Annotated in this window: 22 protein-coding genes, 1 pseudogene and 1 riboswitch; of the genes and pseudogenes, 10 read left to right on the top strand and 13 right to left on the bottom strand. The window is 63.5% G+C overall.

Annotated elements, in window-relative coordinates:
- Nucleotides 1-143: 143 nt before the first annotated feature.
- The 6 genes from phoB to pstS form a co-directional block, all read right to left on the bottom strand.
- Entirely contained in the window at nt 144-845 is a 702-nt protein-coding gene (gene phoB / locus BN1233_RS20760; RefSeq protein ID WP_046865535.1) for a phosphate regulon transcriptional regulator PhoB, read from the bottom strand.
- 28 nt (nt 846-873) lie between these two features.
- The gene (gene phoU / locus BN1233_RS20755; protein ID WP_046865534.1) at nt 874-1,596 is read right to left on the bottom strand and encodes a phosphate signaling complex protein PhoU; all 723 of its coding nucleotides are present in this window, start codon (nt 1,594-1,596) and stop codon (nt 874-876) included.
- Between the two features lie 45 nt (nt 1,597-1,641).
- Nucleotides 1,642-2,457, bottom strand: coding sequence for a phosphate ABC transporter ATP-binding protein PstB (pstB, locus tag BN1233_RS20750; protein ID WP_046865533.1), 816 nt, complete (start codon nt 2,455-2,457; stop codon nt 1,642-1,644).
- 89 nt (nt 2,458-2,546) lie between these two features.
- Nucleotides 2,547-3,437 carry a phosphate ABC transporter permease PstA gene (gene pstA, locus BN1233_RS20745; protein ID WP_074078329.1) on the bottom strand — a complete coding sequence of 297 codons (891 nt, stop codon included), beginning with the start codon at nt 3,435-3,437 and terminating at the stop codon, nt 2,547-2,549.
- Between the two features lie 12 nt (nt 3,438-3,449).
- Nucleotides 3,450-4,421, bottom strand: coding sequence for a phosphate ABC transporter permease subunit PstC (pstC, locus tag BN1233_RS20740; protein WP_046865532.1), 972 nt, complete (start codon nt 4,419-4,421; stop codon nt 3,450-3,452).
- A 33-nt stretch (nt 4,422-4,454) separates the two neighbouring features.
- Entirely contained in the window at nt 4,455-5,498 is a 1,044-nt protein-coding gene (pstS, locus tag BN1233_RS20735; RefSeq protein WP_046865531.1) for a phosphate ABC transporter substrate-binding protein PstS, read from the bottom strand.
- A gap of 445 nt (nt 5,499-5,943) precedes the next feature.
- On the opposite strand from pstS, the gene ada reads away from it, so the two are divergent.
- Nucleotides 5,944-7,026, top strand: coding sequence for a bifunctional DNA-binding transcriptional regulator/O6-methylguanine-DNA methyltransferase Ada (gene ada, locus BN1233_RS20730; protein ID WP_244470800.1), 1,083 nt, complete (start codon nt 5,944-5,946; stop codon nt 7,024-7,026).
- A complete protein-coding gene (locus BN1233_RS20725; protein ID WP_046865529.1) occupies nt 7,023-7,772 on the top strand; it encodes a 2OG-Fe(II) oxygenase in 750 nt (249 codons plus the stop codon). Before ada ends, BN1233_RS20725 begins: the two co-directional genes overlap by 4 nt.
- A gap of 339 nt (nt 7,773-8,111) precedes the next feature.
- On the opposite strand, the gene BN1233_RS20720 is transcribed toward BN1233_RS20725, so the two are convergent.
- Nucleotides 8,112-8,567, bottom strand: coding sequence for a DUF3617 domain-containing protein (locus BN1233_RS20720; protein WP_187144334.1), 456 nt, complete (start codon nt 8,565-8,567; stop codon nt 8,112-8,114).
- 258 nt (nt 8,568-8,825) lie between these two features.
- Between BN1233_RS20720 and BN1233_RS20715 the strand changes: the two genes are divergently transcribed.
- On the top strand, nt 8,826-9,629 hold the full coding sequence (locus BN1233_RS20715; protein ID WP_046865528.1) for an RMD1 family protein: 804 nt from the start codon (nt 8,826-8,828) through the stop codon (nt 9,627-9,629).
- Between the two features lie 43 nt (nt 9,630-9,672).
- Here the strand turns inward: BN1233_RS20715 and BN1233_RS20710 are convergent, their stop codons facing one another.
- The 3 genes from BN1233_RS20710 to BN1233_RS20700 form a co-directional block, all read right to left on the bottom strand.
- A complete protein-coding gene (locus BN1233_RS20710) occupies nt 9,673-10,980 on the bottom strand; it encodes an ATP-binding protein (protein WP_046865527.1) in 1,308 nt (435 codons plus the stop codon).
- 147 nt (nt 10,981-11,127) lie between these two features.
- On the bottom strand, nt 11,128-12,198 hold the full coding sequence (locus BN1233_RS20705) for a lysylphosphatidylglycerol synthase domain-containing protein (protein WP_052763882.1): 1,071 nt from the start codon (nt 12,196-12,198) through the stop codon (nt 11,128-11,130).
- A gap of 182 nt (nt 12,199-12,380) precedes the next feature.
- On the bottom strand, nt 12,381-13,226 hold the full coding sequence (locus tag BN1233_RS20700) for an ABC transporter substrate-binding protein (protein WP_046865526.1): 846 nt from the start codon (nt 13,224-13,226) through the stop codon (nt 12,381-12,383).
- 15 nt (nt 13,227-13,241) lie between these two features.
- Nucleotides 13,242-13,467: riboswitch (cobalamin riboswitch) on the top strand.
- A gap of 58 nt (nt 13,468-13,525) precedes the next feature.
- On the opposite strand from BN1233_RS20700, the gene BN1233_RS20695 reads away from it, so the two are divergent.
- Entirely contained in the window at nt 13,526-15,433 is a 1,908-nt protein-coding gene (locus tag BN1233_RS20695) for a TonB-dependent receptor plug domain-containing protein (RefSeq protein WP_048708616.1), read from the top strand.
- A 525-nt stretch (nt 15,434-15,958) separates the two neighbouring features.
- Entirely contained in the window at nt 15,959-16,942 is a 984-nt protein-coding gene (locus tag BN1233_RS43125; RefSeq protein ID WP_187144333.1) for a transglycosylase SLT domain-containing protein, read from the top strand.
- Here BN1233_RS43125 and BN1233_RS20685 read toward each other — a convergent pair.
- Nucleotides 16,923-18,182 (bottom strand): MFS transporter, encoded by a 1,260-nt coding sequence (locus tag BN1233_RS20685; RefSeq protein ID WP_046865525.1) that lies wholly within the window; start codon nt 18,180-18,182, stop codon nt 16,923-16,925. The genes BN1233_RS43125 and BN1233_RS20685 overlap by 20 nt on opposite strands.
- 473 nt (nt 18,183-18,655) lie before the next feature.
- Here BN1233_RS20685 and BN1233_RS48480 point away from each other — a divergent pair, with 473 nt between their 5' ends.
- Nucleotides 18,656-19,054, top strand: coding sequence for a hypothetical protein (locus BN1233_RS48480; RefSeq protein WP_187144332.1), 399 nt, complete (start codon nt 18,656-18,658; stop codon nt 19,052-19,054).
- Here BN1233_RS48480 and BN1233_RS44815 read toward each other — a convergent pair.
- Nucleotides 19,038-19,292, bottom strand: coding sequence for a hypothetical protein (locus BN1233_RS44815; protein WP_048708618.1), 255 nt, complete (start codon nt 19,290-19,292; stop codon nt 19,038-19,040). The two genes, BN1233_RS48480 and BN1233_RS44815, sit on opposite strands and share 17 nt — an antisense overlap.
- Nucleotides 19,293-19,501: 209 nt before the next feature.
- On the opposite strand from BN1233_RS44815, the gene ggt reads away from it, so the two are divergent.
- The 4 genes from ggt (at nt 19,502) to BN1233_RS43115 (ending at nt 24,178) form a co-directional block, all read left to right on the top strand.
- Nucleotides 19,502-21,268 (top strand): gamma-glutamyltransferase, encoded by a 1,767-nt coding sequence (gene ggt / locus BN1233_RS20665; protein ID WP_052763865.1) that lies wholly within the window; start codon nt 19,502-19,504, stop codon nt 21,266-21,268.
- Nucleotides 21,269-21,541: 273 nt separating this feature from the next.
- Complete coding sequence (locus tag BN1233_RS20660) at nt 21,542-21,754, top strand: hypothetical protein (RefSeq protein WP_147707408.1); 213 nt, start codon at nt 21,542-21,544, stop codon at nt 21,752-21,754.
- 272 nt (nt 21,755-22,026) lie between these two features.
- A complete protein-coding gene (locus BN1233_RS43120) occupies nt 22,027-23,181 on the top strand; it encodes a hypothetical protein (RefSeq protein WP_048708620.1) in 1,155 nt (384 codons plus the stop codon).
- Nucleotides 23,117-24,178 carry a nucleotidyltransferase family protein gene (locus tag BN1233_RS43115; RefSeq protein WP_048708622.1) on the top strand — a complete coding sequence of 354 codons (1,062 nt, stop codon included), beginning with the start codon at nt 23,117-23,119 and terminating at the stop codon, nt 24,176-24,178. Before BN1233_RS43120 ends, BN1233_RS43115 begins: the two co-directional genes overlap by 65 nt.
- Nucleotides 24,179-24,260: 82 nt before the next feature.
- Here the strand turns inward: BN1233_RS43115 and BN1233_RS49775 are convergent.
- Nucleotides 24,261-24,409: pseudogene (locus BN1233_RS49775) on the bottom strand (IS630 family transposase); the annotation flags it as partial.

Below are 24,409 nucleotides of genomic sequence, written 5' to 3'. Positions count from 1 at the left end.
CGCGCGGTGTGGATGCGGATCGCGCGGTCTTTCACCGCGTGAAAGTCGATTCCGCATGTGCTGCAGGCGACGATGACAGCCGCAAGCCGGGCAGCAGAATTGTGGTCTTATCCGAACGTCCGCCCGCGCCGTCGCGCGATCTCTCAATCGTCCTGCGAGAACGTCTCGTCGAAAGAATAGCCGGCGCCGCGCACCGTCCGGATCGGATCCAGTTGCCGGGAGTTGTTGATTGCCTTGCGCAGGCGGCCGACATGCACATCGACGGTGCGCTCGTCGATATAGACGTCGTGCCCCCAGACTCCATCGAGCAATTGTTCGCGCGAGAAGACCCGGCCGGGGCTCTGCATGAGGAATTCGAGCAGTTTGAACTCGGTCGGTCCGAGGTGGAGCTCCTTGCCGGACCGGCGCACGCGCCGCGTTTCGCGATCGAGCTCGATGTCTCCCGCCGTCAGGAGATGTGCGATGAAGGTCGGCTTCGCGCGTCGCAGGAGCGATCTGACGCGCGCCAGGAGCTCGGGTACCGAGAACGGCTTCACGATGTAATCGTCAGCGCCGGTGGCGAGCCCGCGGACGCGATCGCCCTCCTCGCCCCGTGCGGTCAGCATGATGATCGGAAGCTGTTCCGTCTCGCGGCGCGCGCGAATCCGCCGGCACAATTCGATTCCGGATAAGCCCGGCAGCATCCAGTCGAGAAGCACGAGATCGGGTACCTGCTCACGCAGCCGGAGATCGGCTTCATCGCCGCGTGCAACGCTGTCGACCTCGTATCCCTCGGCTTCCAGATTGTATCGCAGCAGGAGCGTCAACGGCTCCTCGTCCTCGACAATCAGAACACGCGTTCCCATGATGAACCTTTACGCTGTCCAGACTGATTCAGTGGCTCCCTCGAGAGCGATCTTCCAGGACCGTGATATTCGAATCATCGCTCTTCGGGCGCTGCAGGGACAGCGTCTCCCCGCTGACGAGATAATGGACCGTCTCGGCGATGTTCGTGGTGTGATCGCCGATGCGCTCGATATTCTTGGCGCAGAAGAGGAGATGCGCGCAGAACGAGATGTTGCGCGGATCCTCCATCATATACGTCAGCAGCGCTCGAAAGATCGAGCTGTGGAGCGCGTCGATCTGGCCGTCACGCTCCCAGACCCGAAGCGCAAGCTCGGCGTCTTTCTGAGCATAGGCATCGAGCACGTCCTTGAGCTGTCCGATTGCGAGGTCGAACATGTGTTGCAGACCGACCACGATCTGCGGCTGAATCTCTGCGGACACTGCCATGGAGCGCTTCGCGATGTTCTTGGCAAGGTCGCCGATCCTCTCGAGATCGCCGGAAATCCGGATCGCCGAAATCGTCTCGCGCAGATCGACGGCGAGCGGTTGGCGCCGGGCGATCGTGAGGATCGCTTTTTCCTCCACCTCCCGTTGCAGTACGTCGAGCTGCGTATCGGTTGCAATGACGCTCTGCGCCAGCGTGGCGTCGCGCTTGACGAGGGCCTGTATGGCGTCGGCCACCATCTTTTCCGCGATCCCGCCCATTTCCGCGATTCGGCGGCGCAGATTCTGGAGATCTGCGTCATAGGAACTCACGATATGTTCCGGCATGGCTTTCCTCTGTCGATATGACGGACGTGCACCGAAAGCACAGGATCAGCCGAAGCGACCGGTGATATAGTCCTGGGTCCGCTTCTGGGCGGGGTTCATGAACATCTTCGAGGTCGATCCTGCCTCGACGAGCTCGCCGAGATACATGAAGGCCGTGAATTGCGAGATGCGGGCCGCCTGCTGCATGTTGTGCGTGACGATGACGATCGTGAAGTCGGCCCGCAGCTGTTCGATGAGCTCTTCGATCTTGCCAGTCGAGATCGGATCGAGAGCGGAGGTCGGCTCGTCGAAGAGAATGACCTCAGGGCGCTGCGCAACCGTGCGCGCGATGCATAGCCGCTGCTGCTGCCCACCCGACAGGCTCGTGCCGGATTGCCGAAGCTTGTCCTTCACCTCGTCCCAGAGAGCCGCCTTGCGGAGCGCTTCCTCGACACGGTTGTCGACGTCGGCTCGCGAGAGCTTTTCATAGAGCCGCACGCCGAACGCGATGTTATCGTAGATCGACATCGGAAAGGGCGTTGGCTTCTGGAAGACCATGCCGACCCGCGCGCGCAGTTCGTTCACGTCGATCGTGGACGACAGGATATCTCGCCCGTCGAGAATGATCTCTCCCTCGGCCCGCTGGTCCGGATAGAGGCTGTAGATCCGGTTGAAGGTTCGCAGGAGCGTGGATTTTCCGCATCCCGACGGCCCGATCAACGCGGTGACCTGCCGGTCTTGAAAATCGAGCGAGACGTCCTTCAGGGCACGTGCGTTGCCGTAGAAGAAGTTCAGGTTACGCACCGCGATGCGAATTTCGCCGCTCGTGTCGGCCGGCGCCACTCCGACGCTACGGGCCGCAGAAGTCGTGTAGGAACTCATTGGACCAGATCCATGAAGATGGCTCGTGACGGCAGAGGCTGGCTGCTGCGGGACGGAGCGAAAGGGGATTACCGGACTGTGTGACGGACTCACCGGCCCGGCTCCCGCTTGAAAAGGAGGCGTGCCACGATCGACAGGACGAGGATGGCCAGGGTAATCAGGAGAGCTCCGGCCCAGGCGAGGTCACGCCAGTTCTCATATGGCGAGAGGGCAAACTGGTAGATCATCACCGGCAGGTTCGAAACGCCACCCATCAGATCGGCACGGAACCAGAAGTTGTTGTTGAGCGCCGTGAAGAGGAGCGGCGCGGTCTCGCCCGAAATTCGCGCCGTCGCGAGCAGAATCCCCGTGAGGATGCCGGCCCGCGAGGCACGCCATGTGATCTTCGTGATCACCATGGACATCGGCGCGCCGAGTGCAGCCCCTGCCTCGCGAAGGGAGCCCGGCACGAGACTGAGCATGTCTTCGGTGGTTCGCACGATCACCGGAATCGCGATGATCGCAAGCGCTGCGCCGCCCGCCCAGCCGGAATAGCTACCGAGGGGCTGCACCATCACGGCATAGACGAAAAGGCCAATCAGGATCGACGGAGCCGACAGGAGGACATCGTTCACGAAGCGGATCACCTGCGCGAGCAGCGATGTCCTTCCGAACTCGGCGAGATAGGTACCTGCGAGAACACCGATCGGAGTTGCCACGATGATCCCCAGGAACGTGAGAATGAGGCTACCCACGATGGCGTTCGCGATGCCTCCACCTTCGGTTCCCGGACCCGGCGTGACCTCGGTGAAGACGGCTGGCGACAGGCCGTTGAAGCCCTTGACGATCAGCATCAAGAGAATCCAGCCGAGCACGAATGCACCGAGCGCCGTGAACAGCGCGCAGATCGCCTTCATGGCGCGATCGCGCAGCTGACGGCTGCGGCGGACGCGGCCCCAGCGGGCTCCTTCCGACATCGTGGCGCGAGCGTAGGCGTCCATGGTCGTCTCCGTTCAAATCCGCTGTACGCGAGCGACCAGCAGCCGCGCGACAACGAGCACCGCGAAGGTCACGATGAACAGAATGCAGCCGAGTGCCGCCAGCGCATTCAGCTGCAAGCCGATGGCTTCGTTGAACTCGTTCGCGATTCGCGAGGCGATCGTCGAGCCCGGATCGAAGATCGAGAGGGAGAGACGGTTGGCATTCCCGATCACGAAGGTGACCGCCATGGTTTCACCGAGGGCGCGGCCAAGGCCCAGCATGATGGCGCCGATGATGCTGACGCCGGCCTGCGGCATGAGGACGTGACGCACCACCTCCCAGGTCGTGCAGCCGATTCCGTAAGCGCTCTCCCGCAATACCGTGGGGATCTGCTCGAGGATGTCCCGTGCCACAGAGGCGATGAACGGGATGATCATGATCGCGAGAATGATGCCGGCCGTGAGAATGCCGACTCCGGATGGAACCCGCGCATAGAAGATCGTGCCGAGGATCGGGATTCCCTCCACGAGCGAAGAGACCGGGATCTGCACGAAACGGGCAAAAAGCGGAGCGAAGACGAAGAGGCCCCACATGCCGTAAATGATGCTCGGCACTGCTGCGAGGAGCTCGATCGTCGTCGCGACCGGTCGCCTCATCCAGCCGGGCGCGAGCTGCGTCAGGAAGATCGCAATTCCGAGGGAGATCGGGACGCCGATGACGAGCGCGATCAGGGCCGAAGTGAGCGTGCCGACGATCGCGACCCACGCTCCATATTCATCGTTCTGTACGTTCCAGACCGAGGACGTAATGAAGCCTGGCCCGAATTCCCGAAAGGCGGGCCAGCCACCATAGATCATCGCGCCGATGATCCCGACGAGAACCAGGAGTACCAGGATCGCGGAGGCGAAGCTCGCGGCCCTGAATACCCGATCCGACGGAAACTCGGGAGATCGGCGGATAGAAGCCGTTCTCGTCACATCAGATTTCTCGACGAGAGCAGCCATCCGCCGATCCTTTCATGACGCCAGTCGCCGGGATTACATGTTGAACAGCGGCTTGCCGTCCGCGCCCTTGATCTCCTGCGACCAGGTCTTGCGAACCATATCCTTTACGTTGGCCGGCAGCGGAACGTAGTCGAGTTCGGTCGCCATCTGGTCGCCATTCTTGAAGGCCCAATCGAAGAACTTGAGGACCTCGGCAACCTGCTCCGGCTTGTCGGGGTTCCCGTAGACCAGGACGAAGGTCGGAGCCGTGATCGGCCAAGCCTCGTCGCCCGGCTGGTTCGTCAGGGAGATGCCGAAACCCGGAGCAGAAGTCCAGTCGGCGCCGGAAGCGGCGGCCTGGAAGCTCTTGCTGTCCGGCGACACGAACTTGCCGTTCTTGTTCTGGAGCTGGGCAACCGGGATGTTGATCTGCTTGGCGTAAGCATATTCGACATAGCCGATCGAGTTCGGAACCTGCTTCACGAGTGCGGCAACGCCCTCATTGCCTTTGCCGCCCTGCCCGACCGGCCATTCCACTGCCGTTCCCGCACCGGGCCCGCTCTTCCAGCTCTCGGACACCTGCGACAGGTAGGTCGTGAACACATTCGTGGTGCCGGAGCCGTCGGAGCGATACATCGGGGTGATGGTCGCGTCGGGCAGCGTCACGCCGGAGTTGATGCCAGCGATCTTCGGATCGTTCCACTTGCTGATCTTGCCGTTGAAGATATCGGCCAGGATCTCGCCGGTGAGCTTCAGCTGTCCGCTCGAGACGCCCGCAAGATTGACGACGGGAACCACGCCGCCCATCACCGTCGGGAACTGCACGTAGCCGTTCTTCTTGAGGTCCTCACCTTTCAGCGGGGCATCGGTGGCCCCGAAATCCACCGTCTTGGCACGAATCTGGCGGATGCCGCCGCCCGAGCCGATGGACTGATAATTGAGGCTCGTACCGATATCCTTCTTGTACGCCTCGGCCCACTTGGCGTAGACCGGGAACGGAAAGGTCGCGCCCGCACCGGTAATCTGGGCGGCGCCTGCAGGTGACGCCATCGTCGCGGCAGCGAGACCGGCAGCTAGAGCATAGGACAGAATTCTCACGGGTCATCTCCCATTTGTCCGAGCACGGCCTTCGAAAGCGTGGCCGCGCTCGCGGTAGCGGGGGTATGCGTCCTCGGCGTCGGCTCTATGACAGACACATGACACTTGGATGACAGTTGGTGAGACATCGGCCGATGACCGGGTTGCGGGCTCTGCACCTCTCTCTGGAAGAGATCGATACTCGCGGAGCCGGGTCGGAGCCAAAACCGAGGGATGAGAAAGGCCAAGGTTCCAGCGCAATCTGGCCCCCGACAGACACTCCGGCACGAACTCGCCTCTCAAGGAACAAAACCCTGGCCGGGACAGTGCCTGGAAAGGCATTATAGGCACCCGGCTGCAAACATTCGAGGAGCCATCCGGTTCAGGATTCGAGAGCAAGAGGCGGAGTGCGCATGCTCGCCCGGCCCGCTAGCAATGGCGCTGACATCAGCCGAAGGTGAGTGAGATGACCTTTGTCACCGAAATACCAGCCACGATGGTGCCAGTCGAGCAGGACCCGCGCTGGGCGGCCGTCGTCGCCCGCGATCCCGCATTCGACGGAGCCTTCGTGTATGGCGTGAGGACGACCGGCATCTATTGCCGTCCATCCTGCCCGGCGCGCCTGGCGAAGCCCCACAATGTCGTCTTCCATGCCACTTGCGAGGACGCCGAGAGGGCAGGCTTCAGGGCCTGCCACCGTTGCCGGCCCAATGAGGCCTCGCTCGCGGAGCAGCATACGGCGGCCGTCGCCGCAGCCTGCCGCATGATCGAGGCCACCGAAGAAACACCGGCCCTTGAGACACTGGCCGGACGGGTGGGCATGAGCCCATTTCACTTCCATCGAATCTTCCGGTCGATCACCGGCTTGACCCCGAAAGGTTATGCGGATGCGCATCGTGCGCGGCGCGTTCGCGACCATCTCGCCAGGAGCACTCACAGCGTGACCGAGGCGATCTACGAGGCCGGCTTCAACTCCAGCAGTCGGTTCTATGCAAAATCCAACGAAGTGCTCGGGATGACGCCCAGGGCTTTCCGCGACGGTGGCGCCGATTCCGAGATCAAATTCGCGATCGCCGAATGCTCGCTCGGCTCCATCCTCGTGGCCTGCAGCGCCAAGGGTGTCTGCGCCATTCTTCTGGGCGACGATCCCGACGCGCTCGCACGAGACCTCCAGGACCGCTTCCCCAACGCCAATCTCATCGGGGGCGATTCCGCGTTCGAGGAACTCGTCGCCAAGGTCGTCGGGTTCGTCGAGGCGCCGGCACTTGGCTTCGATCTCCCGCTCGACGTGCGCGGAACGGCGTTTCAGCAGCGGGTCTGGCAGGCGCTCTGCGAAATCCCGGCTGGGGAAACGGTGAGCTACACCGAGCTCGCCCGCCGCATCGGCGCTCCGAAATCCGTGCGGGCCGTCGCTCAGGCTTGCGGAGCCAACCGGATCGCCGTGGCCATTCCCTGCCACCGTGTCGTGCGAAACGATGGCGCGCTCTCCGGGTATCGCTGGGGCGTCGAGCGCAAGCGTGCTCTTCTCGAGAAGGAATCGCGGGCATGAGCATCCAGGCAGCGGTAGCGCCATCCGGATCCCACTCCCGATCCGCCGAGGAACGGGTCGGCCGCTACGATTGGGAGGCTCTCTCGAGCGAGCTCGACAGCCAGGGCTGTGCCGTTCTGGAGACGCTGCTGAGGCCGGACGAATGCGAGGAGATCGCAGCGCTCTATCCTCATGAGGAGCATTTCCGAAGCCATGTTGTCATGGCGCGCCATGGCTTCGGAAAGGGAGAATATCGCTATTTCAAATATCCTCTGCCCAAGCTTCTCGCCGGCTTGCGCACGGCGCTGTATCGGCAACTGGCGCCGATCGCCAATGCATGGAACGAGCGCATGAATGTCGGCATGCGCTATCCCGAGCAACATGCCGACTTCCTGGCGCTCTGCCATGAGGCAGGACAAGTGCGACCAACGCCGCTCCTGCTGCAATATGGTCCGGGCGACTTCAACTGCCTGCATCAGGATCTCTATGGCGAGCTGGCTTTCCCCTTGCAGGCTGCAATCGTCCTGTCGGAACTCGGACGCGATTTCACGGGCGGCGAGTTCGTCCTGACCGAGCAGCGGCCGCGCATGCAGAGCCGGGCCGAAGTGGTTCCACTCAGGCAGGGAGACGCCGTGGCTTTCGCCGCCCACAACCGTCCGGTCACGGGTACGAAGGGCAGCTATCGAGTCAACCTTCGGCACGGCGTCAGCCGCGTTCGCTCGGGCCACCGCCACACGGTCGGGATTATTTTTCACGATGCGAAGTGAGCCGGCGCTTGCTGCTCGTATCTATTTGGATATTCGCCGTGTAGATTACCGTCAGCACGTGCGGATCGAAGCGATCCGGGAGTGGTGTGGACCCATGTCTGGATTGCTTCACTGCGTTCGCAATGACGGGTGTGGTTCAGGCGTCACTCCGCATCCTGTAGTGTTCATCCGGCCCTCCCACCCTCCTCGTCATTGCGAACGCAGTGAAGCAATCTACCCATCGACGGATGGTTCGTCTCGCCCGCGGCTCGCAATGACGGAAGTGCAATGAAACGGGCAGTGCACGAACGCCTTTTGGCAATCAGCACTCTCGACACGAGCCAGGACCGCGGATTCCCATTACTTCGGCCACTTACCCGCGAGGTCGCAGCCTCCTATCCGATGCCCCGTCTGCACCTCCGACATGGTCATATTCTTCGCGCCCAGGGTCATCGCGATGCGCCCGGAAAACGTGTGCGGCGTGAGGACGTAGGCGGCCTGTGCTTTCGCGGCGTCCCTGCCGCCACAGGCGATGTCGTATGTCAGTTGCTCCCCATCCTTCCGGATATTCCTGGCGTGACATTCCGAGAACGGATTGTTGTCGCTCAGAGGCGGAAAGGGAATACGGCCGGCGGGCAGCGCATCCGAAACGCAGATGGCTTTCCTCTCCTCGATCGCCCATCGTTCTAGGTGCGGGAGTTCGAGACGAAACGTAACCTCGTAAAGGCCCTCCACGGGCCACGGGGCATCCGCCTGAGCGCTGCTGGCCGGCAATGCCGTGAGAAGGAGTATGGGCGCGGCTCGGAACGACATCATCAAGCTCCTCCTGATCAAAGGTATCCGGCGTGCCGCGTTCGCTTGCGTGGCACACCAGCCCCATCTTCTGTACCATAGCGCAACGTGCGGACGACCGGCACTCCGTTCCTTGCCTTCGATTTCCGACACCTCGTTTTGTCGAGCAGGGAGGACTCGTTGCATCGGCGCGCCGCCCGGCCATGATCCTGCTCCGGCTCGGGAATCGCACTTCGCTCTGCTATGTCGTGCGCGAGTGTCCACAAATTGGAGAGTTTTCCGATGGCGCAACCCGAAGCAACACGTCCGAAGCGACTTGCTGCACGGGCCCTTCTTGTCAGCGATCGGATCGACCTCATGGGATTGGAGCGGGCGGACGTGCTCGCGACCAATCCGCTTGCATTTCGTGCGGGCGAGGGATTCGTCGTGCTGTTCCGTTACGGTGTCGCGGTCCTCGTCGGCCTCACGCCCCTCGAAGAGGATGAGGTCCTCCGCAACCTCCAGCCACGAATTTCAGGCCCGCTCGACAAGGTGGAAGAGACCGCCGAGATCGAGATTGCTCCTGATCAGGAAGACGGGAAAATCCCGCCCGGTGGACCCATTCAGGTTCGTGACCTCTCGCCGGATCGCCTTGTCGTGATTGCGGACGCCCTTGCAAAAAGCGCGGCGCTCTCGCGTGACGAACAGGAAGTTTCGGCTGTATTCGACGTGATCGAGCCTCATGCCCGCCGCCTCGCAGAGCGGGGGCGTGCCCCTCGCGGACTCCGCACGATCCTGAAGCTGATCGGAAACGCCCTGATCGTGCGCCATCGGGTCTCCGGACGCGTCGCCGTGGAAGAGAAGCCCGATGTGCTCTGGGACCGTCCCGATCTCGAACGCCTCTATGCGCGCCTCGAGGATGAATACGAGCTCAGGGAGCGCGCAGGCGATCTCCACCGGAAGCTGACCGTCATCGGACAGACGGCGACCGCTCTGAGCGATCTGATCCATACCGAGCGCTCCCTGCGGCTGGAAGTGATCATCGTCGCACTCATCCTGTTCGAAGTTCTCGTCACCATCTACCAGCTGGTGTCCGGCGCGCATTGATGCCGCCGAGCATCGGCTCGGCCGAAGCTGGCGGCCGAATCGCTCATACGGATCCGGCCGCCTCTTCCTTGGGTTCCGCATCGCGCACCATGGGAAGCGTGATGCGGAAGAGGGCGCCCGCCCCGGGCTCGCTTTCGATCTTGAGCTCACCCCGGTGGCGGTTCACGATATGCTTGACGATCGCGAGACCGAGGCCGGTCCCGCCTTTCTCGCGGCTCTGGACGGCATCGACTCGGTAGAACCGCTCCGTGAGCCGGGGAAGATGCTCGGGTGGAATCCCGGGCCCATAATCCCGCACCGTCAGCTCGATCCGCTCCGGTGCGCTGGCGTCCTGTCCCTCGGCGCGCAGCATCACATCCACACCGCGTGGGCTCTCGCCGTATTTGACGGCGTTCTCGACGAGATTCTCAATGACACGGAGGAGTTCGTCGCGGTCGCCGCGAGTGTAGAGTGGCGCATCCGGAACCGTCAGGCGGACCTCGACATTGCGTTCGCGGGCGAGCGGCGACAGCAGATCGACCATGTGTCTGACGAGCGCCGTGAGATCGAGACGATCCTCGGGAGCGAGATGGGCCCGCATCTCGATCCGTGACAAGGACAGGAGGTCATCGATGAGGCGTTTCATCCGTTGCGCCTGACCTCGCATGATCTCGAGGAAGCGCTCCCGAGCCGTCGCGTCGTTGCGGGCCGGCCCTTGCAGGGTTTCGATGAAGCCGATGAGCGAAGCGAGCGGAGTGCGCAGCTCGTGGCTGGCATTTGCAACGAAGTCGACCCGCATCTGCTCGAGTCGGCGGGCGGATGTCAGGTCGCGGAAGAACAGCGCCACGCCGGGGCGCACAGCTGCAGGATCCTCTTGAGTCTTCAAGGGACCGAGCTGTACCTCGAAGGCTCGCTCCGTCGGCATGCGCTCCACATATTGCACCTTCCGGATGAGGCCTGTCCGGAGGACCGCATCGATGGCCTCGAGAACATCCGGATGGCGCAACGCAAACGACAGCGGATGCTTCAACTGGAGGCCCGGGAGCAATGCCATTGCGGGTTCGTTGGCCGCGAGGACGACGGCACGCCCGTCCACGAGAATGACCGGATCGGGAATGTTGGCGAGCAGAGCCTCGGCCGAGCCGGGCTCCTGGCGTGGCACGGTCGCAGGTTCGGGGGGCGACCTGCGCGGGCTTTCCGGCGGGAGGGCGGCACTGACCACCAGGGCGAAGACCGCCGCTCCAACGAGCCAGCCGTCGAGTTGATGCCGAGCGGCCGCCACGGCGAGGATGACTGCTGCCGCGAGAAAGGCCCCCCGCAAGGCTGCCCGCCTGACCGGCGAACCCGAACCCTTCCGGAGTCGGTCAGGCATTGGAGACGGTGTGCCGGAGAACGGCTCTTCCGGCGCCGCTCCGGCCTCTCCTCGGATAACAGCCTCCGGCTCGGGCTCGAGCCCCGCTCACGAGGCTCTGCCCGCGTGTCGGAAGCCCGACCTCATCCGTCCGCGTCCGATTCCGTCTCACGAGACGTTCTCTTCCTCCTGCTGGGCCAGCGTCGCCCTGGCCTGCCGGAGCCGGTTGGAGATCTCGTAGGCACCGAGCAGTGCGAGGGCGAGAATGAAGGGCACGACGTAGTAGCACAGCCGATAGAGAAGAAGCGCGCCCAGGATCGGTTCGCGCGGGTAGCTCGACAGCGCAAGGAGCACCGTCACCTCGAAGACGCCGAGGCCTCCGGGAGCATGACTCGCAACGCCGAGCATGACTGCGGCGACGTACACCGCCAGGAAGGTCTCGAATCCGATGCCATGCCCGCCTGGCAGGAGGACGAAGAGAACGCCTGCTCCGGCACAGACATCCCCTGCTCCCAGAAGCATCTGCGCAACCGACAGCCGGAAGCCCGGCAGATCCAGCCGCCAGCCCTGGATGATCACGGCGCGACGGCGCAGCGAAACCCAGATCAGATAGGCGATGATGAGCGCTGTGACGACGACGCCGAGGAACTGGTTGATCCAGATGCTCGTGTAGATGAGCACCGCCAGCTCGCCGGATTGCCTCAGGAGGCTCCAGGCGAGTACGAGGCTCATGCCGAGCCAGAAGGTCAGGCTCGAGATGATCGTGAGACTCGCAACGCTTCCGCCGCTCAGGCGATGTGCCGAGTAGATCCAGTAGCGAACGGTCCCGGCCGTGAGGAGCGGGAAACCAAGATTGAAGCTGACGGCGTAGCTCGTGAACGAGGCGAGTGCCGTCGTCCGATAGGGTACCCGAAGCTTGAGCTGGCGGAGGGCCAGCGCATCGTAGCATGTCAGGAGCAGGTAGCTGACGGCCGTGAGGAGGGCGGCCAACCCGAGCTGTCGACCGCTGGCTGCCGTGAATGCTGCCTGCACCTCGGCGAAATTGACCTCCGAGGCCATCGTCCAGAGCACGACGGCAGAGGCCGTGAAGATAGCGACGCTCGCGAGCGTACCGAGCCAGGCGAAGCGCCGCCGCCGGCCGCGCCGGGGCGGCTCGCCGCCATGCCCTACCTCCACCACCCGGTCGGGCTGCTCCGGAGGCGGAGTGGCGGCCCCGGAAGGCTGAGGAAGATCATGCATGAAGGCGGAAACCAGATCCTGCCGCGAAGGGTGGCGGCCCAAGGCCCCCATCTATTCGCTCGAATTCGAGAAGGCCAGTCCGAGTCTCGTCTGTCCGGTGCACGACCTCTCCCGATGGTCAGCCCGACCCCGGACTCGCGAGGTTGCCCGGCGGCATCCCGTTGAGGCTCATCTCCAGCCTTTCAGTGGACCTTCCGTCTCACTTCGGCGGCAATGGCGTCGATCAGCGCCGGCGTGGATGGCCCTCCGCAGATGGCGAGCCGGCTCGGCAGGTTGAGGCGCCGCTCGGGCGGAACCGCTGTCAGGAGCGCGGGATGCATCAGAAGCGCGGTTCCCTGGTCCATCGCCAGTCCCTGGATATCGTCGATCAGGACATAATCGGGAGGGTTTGCGACCAGACTTTCGAGACGAACCACGCCCCCTCGCCCCACCCCCAGCTCCTCTTCCTGCAGCGTGAAGCCCATGTGGCGCAGAAGCTCTGCAGTCAGCGACTCGGTCCCCGGGGCCCAGCCGCGACGGTAAAGTGTCAGCACCCGGCGCCCTGGCTGCACGATGCTCTCGGCGCGGGCCAGGGCAGCCTTGATGGCTTCGATGAGAGCTTCTCCGCGCTCCTGATGACTGAGCCGCGCGGCGACTGCCCGGATCTCCGCGTAACCTGCTTCGAGACTTCGCCAGGGCTCGAGCAGCATCAGCTCGAAGCCGTGGCGCTCCAGGAGCGTGCGTTGAACCTGAGATCCCCAGCGTGCCATCATGATCAGATCCGCCCTTTCGAAGAGCAGGGTCTCGGCACGACCGGAATTCACAGGCAGATCGCCCACCGAACCCACGAGAAATGAGATCGTGGGATCACGCGCGAGAGGGCTCAGGGACAGGATCTGCGAGCGGTCGGCCAGGGCCAGAAGCAGCTGATCTGCGCAGAGGTTCAGCGAGGCGATACGGTGCGGCACCCCTGCAGCCTGCGGACGCGCAGGTGTTGCAAGTGCCAGTGCAATCGCGGCCAGGAAGCGCCACTTGCCGGCTTGCGGCATTCCGGGGAACCCTCTAACAGACCTCCAGACACCGGTGCCTCGGATCCCTCCGAGGTTAAACGGGAACACGGCGCGGAGAGTCCCTCTCCCATGCCGTGGCTGCCCCCGCAACTGTAAGCGGCGAGCGGCGATCCCTCATGCCACTGGCTCTACAAGCGCCTCCGGCGCTGCGGAGTTCGGGAAGGCGGATCGTGCGCGATGACCCGCGAGCCAGGAGACCGGCCGGAGCCCCCCGCAACTCTCACGCGCGCCGGTGGGGCGAGCAGGAGGTTTCCTTCATTCCATCATTCCGTCGTCCATTGGCGGCATCCGCTCTCCTGCTCCTGCCGCAGGCGAATGTCGCTCTCGCGCAAACGCCCGATTTCGTCGTCACTGCGACACGAACGCCGCTCGCGGTTACGCAGGCGGGCAGCGCCATCACGGTCATCTCCGGCGAAGAAATCGCGAAGTCGTCACCGAAGAGCATCGCCGATGTTCTGAGGCACTCGCCGGGGCTCTCCGTAACGGAGAACGGCGGTCCCGGGGGAGTGTCGACGGTGCGCCTGCGCGGCACCGAAGCGAGCCAGACTCTTGTCCTGATCGACGGCGTGCGGGTCAACAATCCTTCTCTGCCCGCCGGCGAGTTCGATTTTTCATCGATCGTCCCGACGGATATCGAGCGCATCGAGGTGCTGCGCGGGCCGCAATCTGCGATCTACGGTTCCGACGCAATCGGTGGCGTCATCAATATCATCACGCGCCACGGGCGCGGGACTCCGCGGGGAAACGTGGCGGTCGAAGGGGGTTCCTATAGCGGCCGAGGATTGCGTGCCGCTGCATCCGGGAGTGAAGGCGGCCTGTCCTATGCCTTCTCGCTGTCGAGTTACGACACCGCGGGTTTCTCGCGCTACGGCTACCGTATTGGTCGCATCGAGCGACTTCGCGCCTGGCCGCTCGAACCGGACGCGACCGGGCGAATCGGGGGGAGCGGGCGGATCGGTCTGGAGCTTTCGCCGGATACCCGATTTGAGATCGGCGGCTATGGAAGCCTCAACCAAGCTCAGTATGACGCGGCCTTCGAGCCCTTTCCCGACACTGCCTCGGAGAGTGTGCACCGCTTCGGTGAAGGCTTCGCGCGGTTGATCAACGACGGACTCGGCGGAGCGCTGCGCAGCACGATCACGGTCTCGGGTTCAACGTCACGGCGGAGCAACCGCGATGTCGATCCGACATCCTGGCTGAGGACCGGCTTCGAAGGTGACAGGAAAGCTGCCGAGTACCAAGGTGATCTGAAGCTCGGTTCGGCCGGTCTTCTCACATTCGGAACACGCTTCGAGAACGAAACATTCCGATCTCAGGAGTCGTCCGTCCTGCCTTTCCCGATCGCGGAGCGGGAGACGAACGACGCCTCACGCAACACACGATCGGCCTACCTGCTGCATCAGATCACTCTCCTCGACAATCTCCACCTCTCGATCGGCGGGCGCATCGACGACGCTTCGAAGATCGATCGTTTTGCGACATGGCGCGCAACCGCAGCCTATGTGATTCCGCAGTCGGGAGCGACTTTGCGCACGAGCATCGGCACAGGCGCCAAGGCGCCATCGCTCTTCCAGTTGTATGATCCACTCTTCGGAAACCCATTGCTCGATCCGGAATACTCCTTTGGAGTCGACGCGGGAGTCGACCAGCGAGTCTTCGAGGACCGGGGAACGCTCTTCATCACCGCCTTCGCAAACAGGCTCAGGAATCTGATCGACTTCGATTTCGGCTCTCCCACGTGCAAGCCTGGGGCATTTGGCTGCTACGTCAATCTCGGCCGGGCGAGAACCTCCGGCATCGAAGTCGGCGCCGATATCGATGTGATCCCCTCATGGCTGCGTGTACGTGCGGCGTATACTTATCTCATTGCCACGGATGCCACGACGGGTCTGAGTCTGCCAAGGCTGCCGAAACATCTGGGCCGCATCGGATTGACGTTCACACCCATGCGGGACCTGTCGATCGAGCCATCTCTGGTGTTTGCCACATCACGCCCGGGGACCCTTGGATTCGCGCGAGAGCTTCCACCCTATGCCCGCCTCGACGTGTACGGGGATTACCGCATCAACGATACTTTTGCGGCTTTCGCGCGCGCGGAAAACATCACGGATGCGGAGTATCAGGAGATCCCGGATTTCGGGACCGCAGGCCGCTCCTTCTACGCGGGCCTCCGCGCGACGTGGTGAGGACAGAGCGTCCCGACGCACGTTCGGCGGGCGAACGTCCCTTCTATCAACCAAGCCCGAAGTGCTGATTTCAACGAGGCGGCAAGCTTTACCGCTCCCTTAGACGCACGTTCGGCTTTCGTATCGAAGCCTGAATTAACCCATTCTTGAGGAAACTGCCGGCGTTAACGAGTCGGTCAGCATCAACCGCGAGCCTTCCCTGCGGTGACTTTGCGTCACAGGAGGCTTGCCTGCGACATGCTCAAGCTGACCCATTCTCGTCGCATCTCCGCGTCATGCGCACCCTCGCATTCTGAAGAAGAAACCTGCCCGCGCGCCAATGCAGCCGCGGCTCCGGTGGGGGTAATCACGATGCTCGACTCTGGCGCGCCTGCGCTCGCAGGCGTGAACGCACGATTTTCTTTTGCTATTCTTGGCAAATCTTCTGCCTGGCTCCGGCCCTGCAGCAAATTTACGTCTCGCAGAGACGGAGAAGGCTATGCACGGGCGCGGAAAGTCGGCCTTCGGGCAGGCCTGGTCGCGCTGATGACGGCGGGTGCCGGCGGTTTCGCCGCCCGTGCCGAAACGCCGAAATCCGTGAAGGCTGTACGAGCAGACCATCAGCAGCTTTCATCCGGTCTGGCGCTGTCTCCCGTTGCCGCGACCGGTTCCGCCGCAGGGGCCGTCATTCCGCAGGAAGTCCCCGAGGCTCTTCCTGCCCTGCAGGCAAGCGTCGATCTGGCGGCGGTCGGGCTGTCCCAAGCCCAATGGATCGACGGAAAGAGCATGGAAACGGTGAACGCCGCGGATTCCGTGCGAGCGACGATCGAGCCCGTCGAGGAGGATTTTCTCGAGTTCGACGGTATGCGAGTACCGCGCCGGCTCGTCGAAACGATCCTCAAGGCCTCCGAAGCGACCGCCGTCGACCCCGTTTACATGATGGCGCTCGCCGACAAGGAATCGAGCTTCATTCCGCACAATAAGGCTTCGAGTTCCTCGGCCGAAGGCTTGTTCCAGTTCCTGGAAGGGACTTGGCTCGAGATCGTCAAGAGCTTTGGCGCCGAACACGGTCTTGCTGCCGAAAGCGCGGCCATTCAGGCCGAGAACGGACAGTTCACCATTGCGGACGATGCGATGCGTGAGCATATCCTCGGGCTGCGCCGCGACCCCTATCTGTCGGCGCTCATGGCCGCGGAAATGCTGAAGCGTGACCGGAACCGTATCGAACGGCGGATCGGGCGGACCATCACCCGCTCGGAATTCTACCTCGCCCATTTCTTCGGCGTCGAGGGCGCCACCCGATTCATCACGAACCTCGACGATCGGCCGAAGCAGAGCGCGCCCAAGCTGTTCCCTGCGGCAGCCAAAGCCAATCGCGCCCTGTTCTACGACCGCAAGGGAAAGAAAACCCGTCACCTGTCGGTTGCGGAGGTCTACAATCGCATCGACGAAATGATCGACGAGCGCCTCGACCGCTATGCGGACGTCCGCGTCGACGATTCCACGGTCGTCAGCGATGCCGGTCTGTAGACCGACCTCCCGGTGAATCCTCATCAAGCCGCGGAGACAAAGCGGCATTTGCGGGGCTCGTCGGTGCGAGGGCAACGAAGCCGCCACCCGAGACTGGGCGTCGCAATTGCAGGATGCGGATCACGATGAAGATCGCAAGCCCGAGCACTACGCCCGCGGAATAGATGAAGAGTCCGCCGGGGCCGAGCCAAGCCATCATGGCCGTGCCGGGGACGGGGCCGATCGTGCTGCCGATGGCCCAGCAAACCAGCAATGTTCCGACGGTTGCCACGATCTGCCCGGGTTCGATGAGATCGCAGGCGTGAGCGACGCAAATCGAATAGATGCAGAGCGCCAGGCCACCCCAGACAGCGAAGCCCGCAACGAGAAGCCCGGGTGACGCGGCTCGGCTCGCCATCAGAATTCCGATCGAGACGAGGCACGTACCAGCCGCGAGCCCGGCGATGACATAGCGGCGGTCGATGCGATCGGACAGCCACCCGAGTGGCCATTGCAGCACAAGGCTTCCTCCCTGAAGGGCGACGAGCAGCGCAGCCGCCTCGGCTTGATCGAGGCCGACGGACACGCCGAAGACGGGCGCGATTGCCATGACGGGCGCATTCACGAGGCCGACGGCGAAGGCTCCGACCACGGCCGACGGAGCGACATCGAACAGCCCCGCGATATCGATCCGGGTCGACTTGGGGCTTGGAGGTTCCTTGGTCCTCGATGCCGAGACCGGCAAGAGCGACAGGCACATCATGGCGGCGACGAGCATGAACAATCCGTCGGTCCGGACGTTACCAAGCCCGATTCCGAGGGGTGAGAGCATCAAGGCGAGCTTGGTGCAGATCATGTAGATCGAAAGGACACGACCGCGGATCGAAGGCGTTGCGCGTGCGCTGATCCAGCCGTCCATGACGGTGAACACGCCCGCCAGGGCAATGCCCGACAAGGCGCGCAAGATGATCCAGGCCAGCACCGATTGCGCCGTCGTGAAGGCAAGCGCGACGACCGCAGCGGTTGCCGCGAGGCTCGCGAAAGCGCGGATATGTCCGACACGGCGGATCAGCTTCGGGGCCATGAAACAACCGACTACGAAACCAGCCCCATAGGCGGTTGCCACGAGACCTATCGCCGTCACCGGCAGGCCGTCGGCCTGCATGCGCAGGGGCAGCAAGGCTTGCAGAAGGCCGTTCGAAGCTTGCAGGATCGTTGCCGTAAGCGTGATCGTCCAAATGAGCGAAAGGGTGGATCCCACGGGAACTCCGAGAGCAAACGGCTCGCGCGGAGCCTTGTGACAATCGCCGGGGGTTGATCGATGTTCGGATTCAGCCGATTTAACTCAATGCACCTGCAGGACCAGCCCGGCCCATGGATAGTCCTGAATTTTGCTCCATTCGAGAGGCAGTGAGATTGCGGCAGTCCATAGCACGATGAAGCGTTCGCACCATCGATATATCGGACCGGGTGTTCTCTTGCTGCTCCTCTCGGGGATGAGCGCCACGGCTTGGGCAGCTTCGTCATCGGAGCCGGTCCGATCGGGGCGGAACAGCCTCTGGGCCGAAGAGGTCCGGGACGCAGTGCGGGGCCGCGGGAAGCGTGCCCCCGACTCGGTAAGGAGCGGGTCGGGCCCCGGCCGGGCCAGCGGGGCTCGGAGCGGGAGCGAGCGCGGGGCGAGCGAAAGCGCAGCCGCCGCCGAAGCATCGACCGGCAATCGCGGTGGAAACGCGCGTGGTGATGGCCGCGGCAGCAATGCCGGCGGCGGTCAGGGCGGCGGGAACGCAGGCAGTTCTGGCCCCGGCAATTCAGGAGGCGGTCAGGGCGGAGGCAACGCGGGCGGCGGAAATGCCGGGAGCGGCAATGCCGGCGGAGGGAATGCAGGCGGCCAGGGCGGCGGCAATGCCGGTGGAGGTCAAGGCGGCGGGAACGCGGGCGGCGGCCAGGGGAATGGCAATGGCGGAGGGGGAAACGGCAACGGCGGCGGGAATGCCGGCGGCTCGGGCGGGCGATAGAACTCCATGCGGCTGGCCAGACCCGCTGAATCGCGCGCTCGCAGTGATGAACGATCCCCTGTCGCTCGAATACGGCCTTGCATTCCCTGGCCGGTGCGGCGTCAACGGCCAGCGCTGAAGCCCTGCTCCGATCGCATGGTCTTCGAAAAGTCCGCGAAGAGGTAGAATCCGTTCAGGTGAACCCCGATTGCCGCAGCCTGGGAGTCGAAGCCGACCAGCGCCACCGATTCGGGTTCCACGCGTCCGCCGAACTCCCAACCCGGAGATGAAAGAAAACCCGGAACGGCACACTCCTCCGGAACAGCGCAAACCAGGGGATGAGCACCAGGGGTGCGGAACAGGTTATAGGAATTCATGTTCGACGCCCTTCTGTCAGGTGATTCCCCTTGGTTGCGGGAGTGGTATCGCCGATGCGTGTCATCAGTATGTCGGCGCCGAAACCGTGACGTAATGGAGCGCAGGATCACCGCGGCCGATGCAGGGCACGCGCACTTCGCTTCACGTCACGCAAGTGCTGGAACCCTGCGGCACGGCCTGTAGGATGGGATCCGGGAGGATCACCGTCATGAAAAACTCGGGGCGGCCAATCGCGTTCCTGGCTCCATTCGCCGCTGCCTGCATGGCGTCGCTGGCGGCCCTGACGCCGTGTGGAGCGGCCGCCCAGGCCCTTGCACCGGCACCCGAGGGCGCGACCGGCCGATCGACGAAAACGGTCGAGCATTCCGGCCGCGATATGGTGGCTGCCGCCAACCCGATCGCCGCCGAGGAAGGCCGCCGGATTCTGGCCGCCGGAGGCAGCGCGGTCGACGCGGCGATCACGGTGCAGTTCGTTCTGAATCTCGTCGAGCCGCAAAGCTCCGGGATCGGCGGCGGCGCCTTCCTGCTGCATTGGGACGGTCGCGAGGTGGTGTCCCTCGACGGACGGGAAACCGCGCCGGCCGCGGCAAAGCCGGACCGCTTTCTCGGCCCCGACGGCAAGCCGATGGAATTCCTCGCGGCGGTCGTCGGCGGACGCTCGGTCGGGGTGCCCGGGGTCGTGAGACTCCTCGAGGCGGCCCACGAACGCTGGGGGCGGATCGCCTGGCCCGATCTCATTGCACCCGCGATCAGGCTCGCTGAGGAGGGATTCCCAATCTCGCCACGCCTGCACGGCCTCTTGGCGCAGGATGACTCGCTCCGAAGCGATCCGCTCGCGAAGGAGCTCTTCTATCGGGACGACGGCACGCCGAAGCCGGTCGGCACGATTCTCCGGAACCCGGCCCTCGCGAAGACCCTGCGTGCGCTTGCGGCCGGAGGCAGCGCGGCCTTCTACAGCGGCGACATCGCGCAGGACGTCGTGACGGCCGTTACCTCCCACCCGACGAATCCGGGGGACATGACGCTCGAGGATCTGCGCGCCTACACGGTCGAGGAACGCTCGCCGGTCTGTGGCCCCTACCGCTCCTACCGCATCTGCGGAATGGGACCGCCGAGCTCAGGAGGCATCGCCGTCCAGCAGATCCTCGGCATGTTGGAACGCTTCGATCTCCCGACCATCCCGCCAGGACCGGACTTCGTCCATCTGTTCTCCGAGGCAGGGCGGCTGGCCTTTGCGGACCGAGCCCTCTACGTCGCTGATCCGGCCTATGTACAGGTTCCGGTTCGGGGCCTGATCGATAAGGAGTATCTGGCCACCCGCTCGGCCCTGATCAGCCCCGATCGCTCGATGGGACGGGCCCAGCCCGGGGATCCGCCGTTCCGGAAGACCTTCCTGTGGGGTGCGTCGGACGACGCCGAATTCGGCACGAGCCATATCTCGATCGTCGATCGGGAGGGGCGGGCCGTCGCCATGACGACCACCATCGAGTCCGGCTTCGGCGCGCGCGTCATGACCCGAAGCGGCTTTCTCCTCAACAACGAGCTGACCGACTTCGCCTTCGAGCCAATCGAGGATGGAAAGCCTGCGGCCAACCGGGTTGAGCCCGGCAAGCGGCCGCGGAGCTCCATGGCTCCGACGCTCGTCTTCGACGAGGACGGTCGTCTCTATGCGGTGGTTGGCTCGCCGGGAGGCAGCATGATCATCAACTTCGTCGCGAAGACGCTGTTCGCTCTCCTCGACTGGAAGCTCGACCCTCAGGTCGCGGTGGATTTGCCGAATGTCGGGAGCCGCAACGGCCCGACCGAGGTCGAGCGCGGGACGGAAGCGGAAGCGTGGATTCCGGGCCTCGAAGCAAAAGGCCATGCGGTGCGCGCGATCGACATGACCTCGGGCCTCCAAGCCATTCTAGTCGGCCCGGATGGCTTGACGGGAGGCGCGGACAGCCGGCGCGAGGGAGTCGCGATCGGCAATTAGCGACGCCGGCGCGCTGCAGCTTTGGCGTCTCCCGGCTTGGCTCTCGCTGGATTCATGGGTGAGGTGCCCCATGCCGACGCTCGGGGAACAGAGCGCACGGGCCGATCCTGAGCCCCTTGGTTGGGATCCTGAAACAGGAGGGCCATTCCGCGAGACGCAAGATAAGCCCTTCGGACATCAAGCATTCTGCTCCGTATAGTACTTTTCCGATATTGCTGCCTTAGTGCGGATGGAGCACATTGCAAGCGGGTTGACGTGCTCCCGGGTGCTGAAGTGTTCGTTATCGTGTTTGCCGCCATGCTCGCCAGTGCTGCTACTTTCCTGGCTCTGCTCCCCTTTGGATGGGTGATCGGCCTGGCCGCAGCGCCGGTCGGCGGCAGCATCGCCGGGCTGCTCTCGGGCATCGTGATTGCGCGCCTCGCCTCGACCAGCCGGGAAAGCACCGGCTTGCGGTGGTCGGAAGGTCAGCCGGCCCGCAAGTCGTAAGCGGTCTCGCCTTATCGAGCCGCACTCTGTCCGGAAGGTCGCTTGTCTCGCCGGATCTCCATTTTCGCTCCCTTCCACGATAGAGCTTTCGCTCCCTCCGGCCCTGTCGACGATCGGATGATACAGCCTAGATAAGGCGGCGTGAGTTGCGAGCCCCTATCCTATCTGCAGCTTCTCGCCGGACGCACGAGAGCGATCAGGTTCGCGCCTCGAGCTGATCGTGCAGAGACAGACACTGTCGATCGAGACGCCTCTTGCTTCGGGAGCGCTGTATGAGGATTTCCCCCGCCGGCGACGTCGAGTTCCTTTACGTCGGGGATCGGCCTCTCCTGTTCAGCGAGTCCCGCCAGCGCCTCTTCGAGTTGAGTTCGCCCGCGGCCTATATCTGGTGTCGCCTCGCCGAGGGAGTCGATACCAACGACATCGTCCCGGAACTCATCGAGCGTGGGATTCCTTCCGGCGCCGCGGAACAGCAGGTCGAGAGTGCGGTCGACCAGTGGACACAGGAGGGATTGATCGACTTTTCTCCTCCTGCGCAATCGGCCCAGGATACCGCCACGATGCTGATTTCGCTCCCGAACGTCTCGGTCGATCTCGTCCTGCCGGCCGGCCCGGAACACGATCTCCTGCTCCAGGCCTTCGGTCACCTGCGTGGAACACGTACAAAGCCCGATATCGTGATCAGGTCCTGGGGCGCCGGTGACCGTACTGCCCTTCACGGGCCGGGTCGCCCTGTGAGCTTTCATCCCAGGGACGAGTTCATCCCGGCCGTGAAGGCTCTGCTCACCGAAATCGTCCTGTCGCGGACCGGACCCGATATCGCTCTGCATAGTGCCTGTCTCGTCCGGGGAGGACGCGCCAATCTCCTGCTCGGCCAGCCGGGGGCGGGCAAGACGGGCCTGACGGTCGCTCTCACGGAAGCAGGGTTCGAATATGGGAGTGACGATATCGTGCTCGTCGGAGCCGACGGCCGCGTTCGCGGGGTGCCCTTTGCCCCGGCAGCTAAACCCGGAATCTGGCCGCTGCTCAAGTCCATCAGACCCGATCTCCCGAAGACACCAATTCACCGCCGGCTAGACGCCCGGCGCGTCCGCTATTTGACGCCCCTCCGTCCATGCACGTCCGAGGCTCACGGAGTTTCAAGATTGTTGTTCCTCAGGCGCAGCGCTCATGCGAACCCTCGCCTCATTCCCGTCGATGCGGTCACGGTGCTGTCGGAGTTGATCCGTAATGCGTATACGGCATCCGGGCGCTTGTTGGGCCCCGGTGCGCGCGGCCTTGCACAGGTGGTCTCTGGCGCCCATGCTTTCGAGTTTCACTATTCCGAGCTCCACAATGCGGTCGATTTTCTGAGGACCCTTGATGATGAAAGCGCGTCGGCGTCTGAGCGATCTCGCAGCATGCCTACGCGGCTCGCCGCCTCCTGACGTCGACTGGCTCGGCATCATCGAGGATGCCAATCGCTGTCTCGTCACCCCCACCCTCGCCGTCCGGCTTCGCCCGGAGACCTGTCCCGAGGATGTGGCCGCGTATCTACGGCTCATTTTCGAACGTAATGCTGCCCGGAACACGCGACTGCAGGGACAACTCGATGAAGTGGCATTTTGCCTCAACGCGGCAGGAATCGTACCGACTCTCATCAAAGGTGCTGCATGGCTCCGGGCAAGCCCGCCGGAACGCATTGGCGAGCGGATGCTGACCGATTTGGATATCCTCGTTCCGGCCGAAGACGTCGATCCCGCGATGCAGGCCTTGGTAGCGATCGGCTTCCGGACGGACAGCGAAGTTGGAGAGGCGCAGCATCACTTCAAGGCGGATCTCTTCCGCTCTTCGGACGCCGCCATGGTGGATCTCCATGTCCGCCCACCTGGACCGGCTCGGTTGCACCCGCCTACGCGGCTTTCTGCGCATTCGCATGCCTTCGGGGATGCCGGAATGATCGTTAACCTGCCTGATTCAACCTCGCGGGCCTTCCACATTCTCGTGCATGATCTCCTTCACGACGGGGATTTCTGGGTCGGGCGGATCGACCTCCGCCACCTCGTTGACTTGGATACCCTAAGCCTGGAGTCAGACTTCGATTGGGATCGTATTGAAGATTGGATGCGGGCTCCGCTCGACCGGATTGCCCTCGCGACGCAATGCGTTGCGCTTTCGGCACTCCTTGGAACCCGGGTTCCGGAGAGCCTGTTAACGATGCGCAGAGCCCGCCTTCAGCATGTTCGCAGAATGCTGCAGCTCGATTACCCCTATCTGTGCCCAATATTCACGGCGGCAACAATACTTGTACACGGGAAGCGCATTGTGTATCCGGATCCCACAGGTGCTAGCTTGCCGAAAACGCGGCAAAAGAGACCGCCACTGCGAAGTCGTATCAGTCGCTTTCGGAAAATCTGGTCGAAGATCGATACAGGAAAAGTATAACGATCAGCTCCCTCTGCTACCCGACAGCTATAGCATCGGAACCAAAAGTGGCTTCTTCCTTTGCGGCTAGAGCATCGGACCCTTAAACGGACGCATATCCAGCGGCTTTGAGGTAATTCCAGCATTCCTGCGGGGTGAAGAGATCACAGATGTCACCGATGGCGCGCCAGAGCGCCTCGAAGGTGCGGGCCCCGATCTTGCGCAGATGTGCTTTGAGCTTCGCGAAGGCCT

It is taken from the genome of Microvirga massiliensis, from assembly GCF_001006805.1.
Taxonomy (GTDB): domain Bacteria; phylum Pseudomonadota; class Alphaproteobacteria; order Rhizobiales; family Beijerinckiaceae; genus Microvirga; species Microvirga massiliensis.
The sequence above is the reverse complement of the archived record's forward strand: the minus strand, read 5'-3'. Positions and strand labels throughout refer to the sequence as shown.

Bases quoted from the DNA above. Each gene is read 5' to 3' on its own strand.
- BN1233_RS20715 (WP_046865528.1), top strand. From the start codon at position 8,826: ATGGCGCAACCCGAAGCAACACGTCCGAAGCGACTTGCTGCACGGGCC.
- BN1233_RS20725 (WP_046865529.1), top strand. From the start codon at position 7,023: ATGAGCATCCAGGCAGCGGTAGCGCCATCCGGATCCCACTCCCGATCC.
- pstC (WP_046865532.1), bottom strand. From the start codon at position 4,421: ATGGCTGCTCTCGTCGAGAAATCTGATGTGACGAGAACGGCTTCTATC.
- ggt (WP_052763865.1), top strand. From the start codon at position 19,502: ATGAAAAACTCGGGGCGGCCAATCGCGTTCCTGGCTCCATTCGCCGCT.
- BN1233_RS43125 (WP_187144333.1), top strand. From the start codon at position 15,959: ATGACGGCGGGTGCCGGCGGTTTCGCCGCCCGTGCCGAAACGCCGAAA.
- phoB (WP_046865535.1), bottom strand. From the start codon at position 845: ATGGGAACGCGTGTTCTGATTGTCGAGGACGAGGAGCCGTTGACGCTC.
- pstA (WP_074078329.1), bottom strand. From the start codon at position 3,437: ATGGACGCCTACGCTCGCGCCACGATGTCGGAAGGAGCCCGCTGGGGC.
- BN1233_RS43115 (WP_048708622.1), top strand. From the start codon at position 23,117: ATGATGAAAGCGCGTCGGCGTCTGAGCGATCTCGCAGCATGCCTACGC.
- BN1233_RS20720 (WP_187144334.1), bottom strand. From the start codon at position 8,567: ATGATGTCGTTCCGAGCCGCGCCCATACTCCTTCTCACGGCATTGCCG.
- BN1233_RS44815 (WP_048708618.1), bottom strand. From the start codon at position 19,292: ATGAATTCCTATAACCTGTTCCGCACCCCTGGTGCTCATCCCCTGGTT.
- phoU (WP_046865534.1), bottom strand. From the start codon at position 1,596: ATGCCGGAACATATCGTGAGTTCCTATGACGCAGATCTCCAGAATCTG.
- pstB (WP_046865533.1), bottom strand. From the start codon at position 2,457: ATGAGTTCCTACACGACTTCTGCGGCCCGTAGCGTCGGAGTGGCGCCG.
- BN1233_RS20710 (WP_046865527.1), bottom strand. From the start codon at position 10,980: ATGCCTGACCGACTCCGGAAGGGTTCGGGTTCGCCGGTCAGGCGGGCA.
- BN1233_RS20705 (WP_052763882.1), bottom strand. From the start codon at position 12,198: ATGCATGATCTTCCTCAGCCTTCCGGGGCCGCCACTCCGCCTCCGGAG.
- BN1233_RS43120 (WP_048708620.1), top strand. From the start codon at position 22,027: ATGAGGATTTCCCCCGCCGGCGACGTCGAGTTCCTTTACGTCGGGGAT.
- BN1233_RS20700 (WP_046865526.1), bottom strand. From the start codon at position 13,226: ATGCCGCAAGCCGGCAAGTGGCGCTTCCTGGCCGCGATTGCACTGGCA.
- ada (WP_244470800.1), top strand. From the start codon at position 5,944: ATGACCTTTGTCACCGAAATACCAGCCACGATGGTGCCAGTCGAGCAG.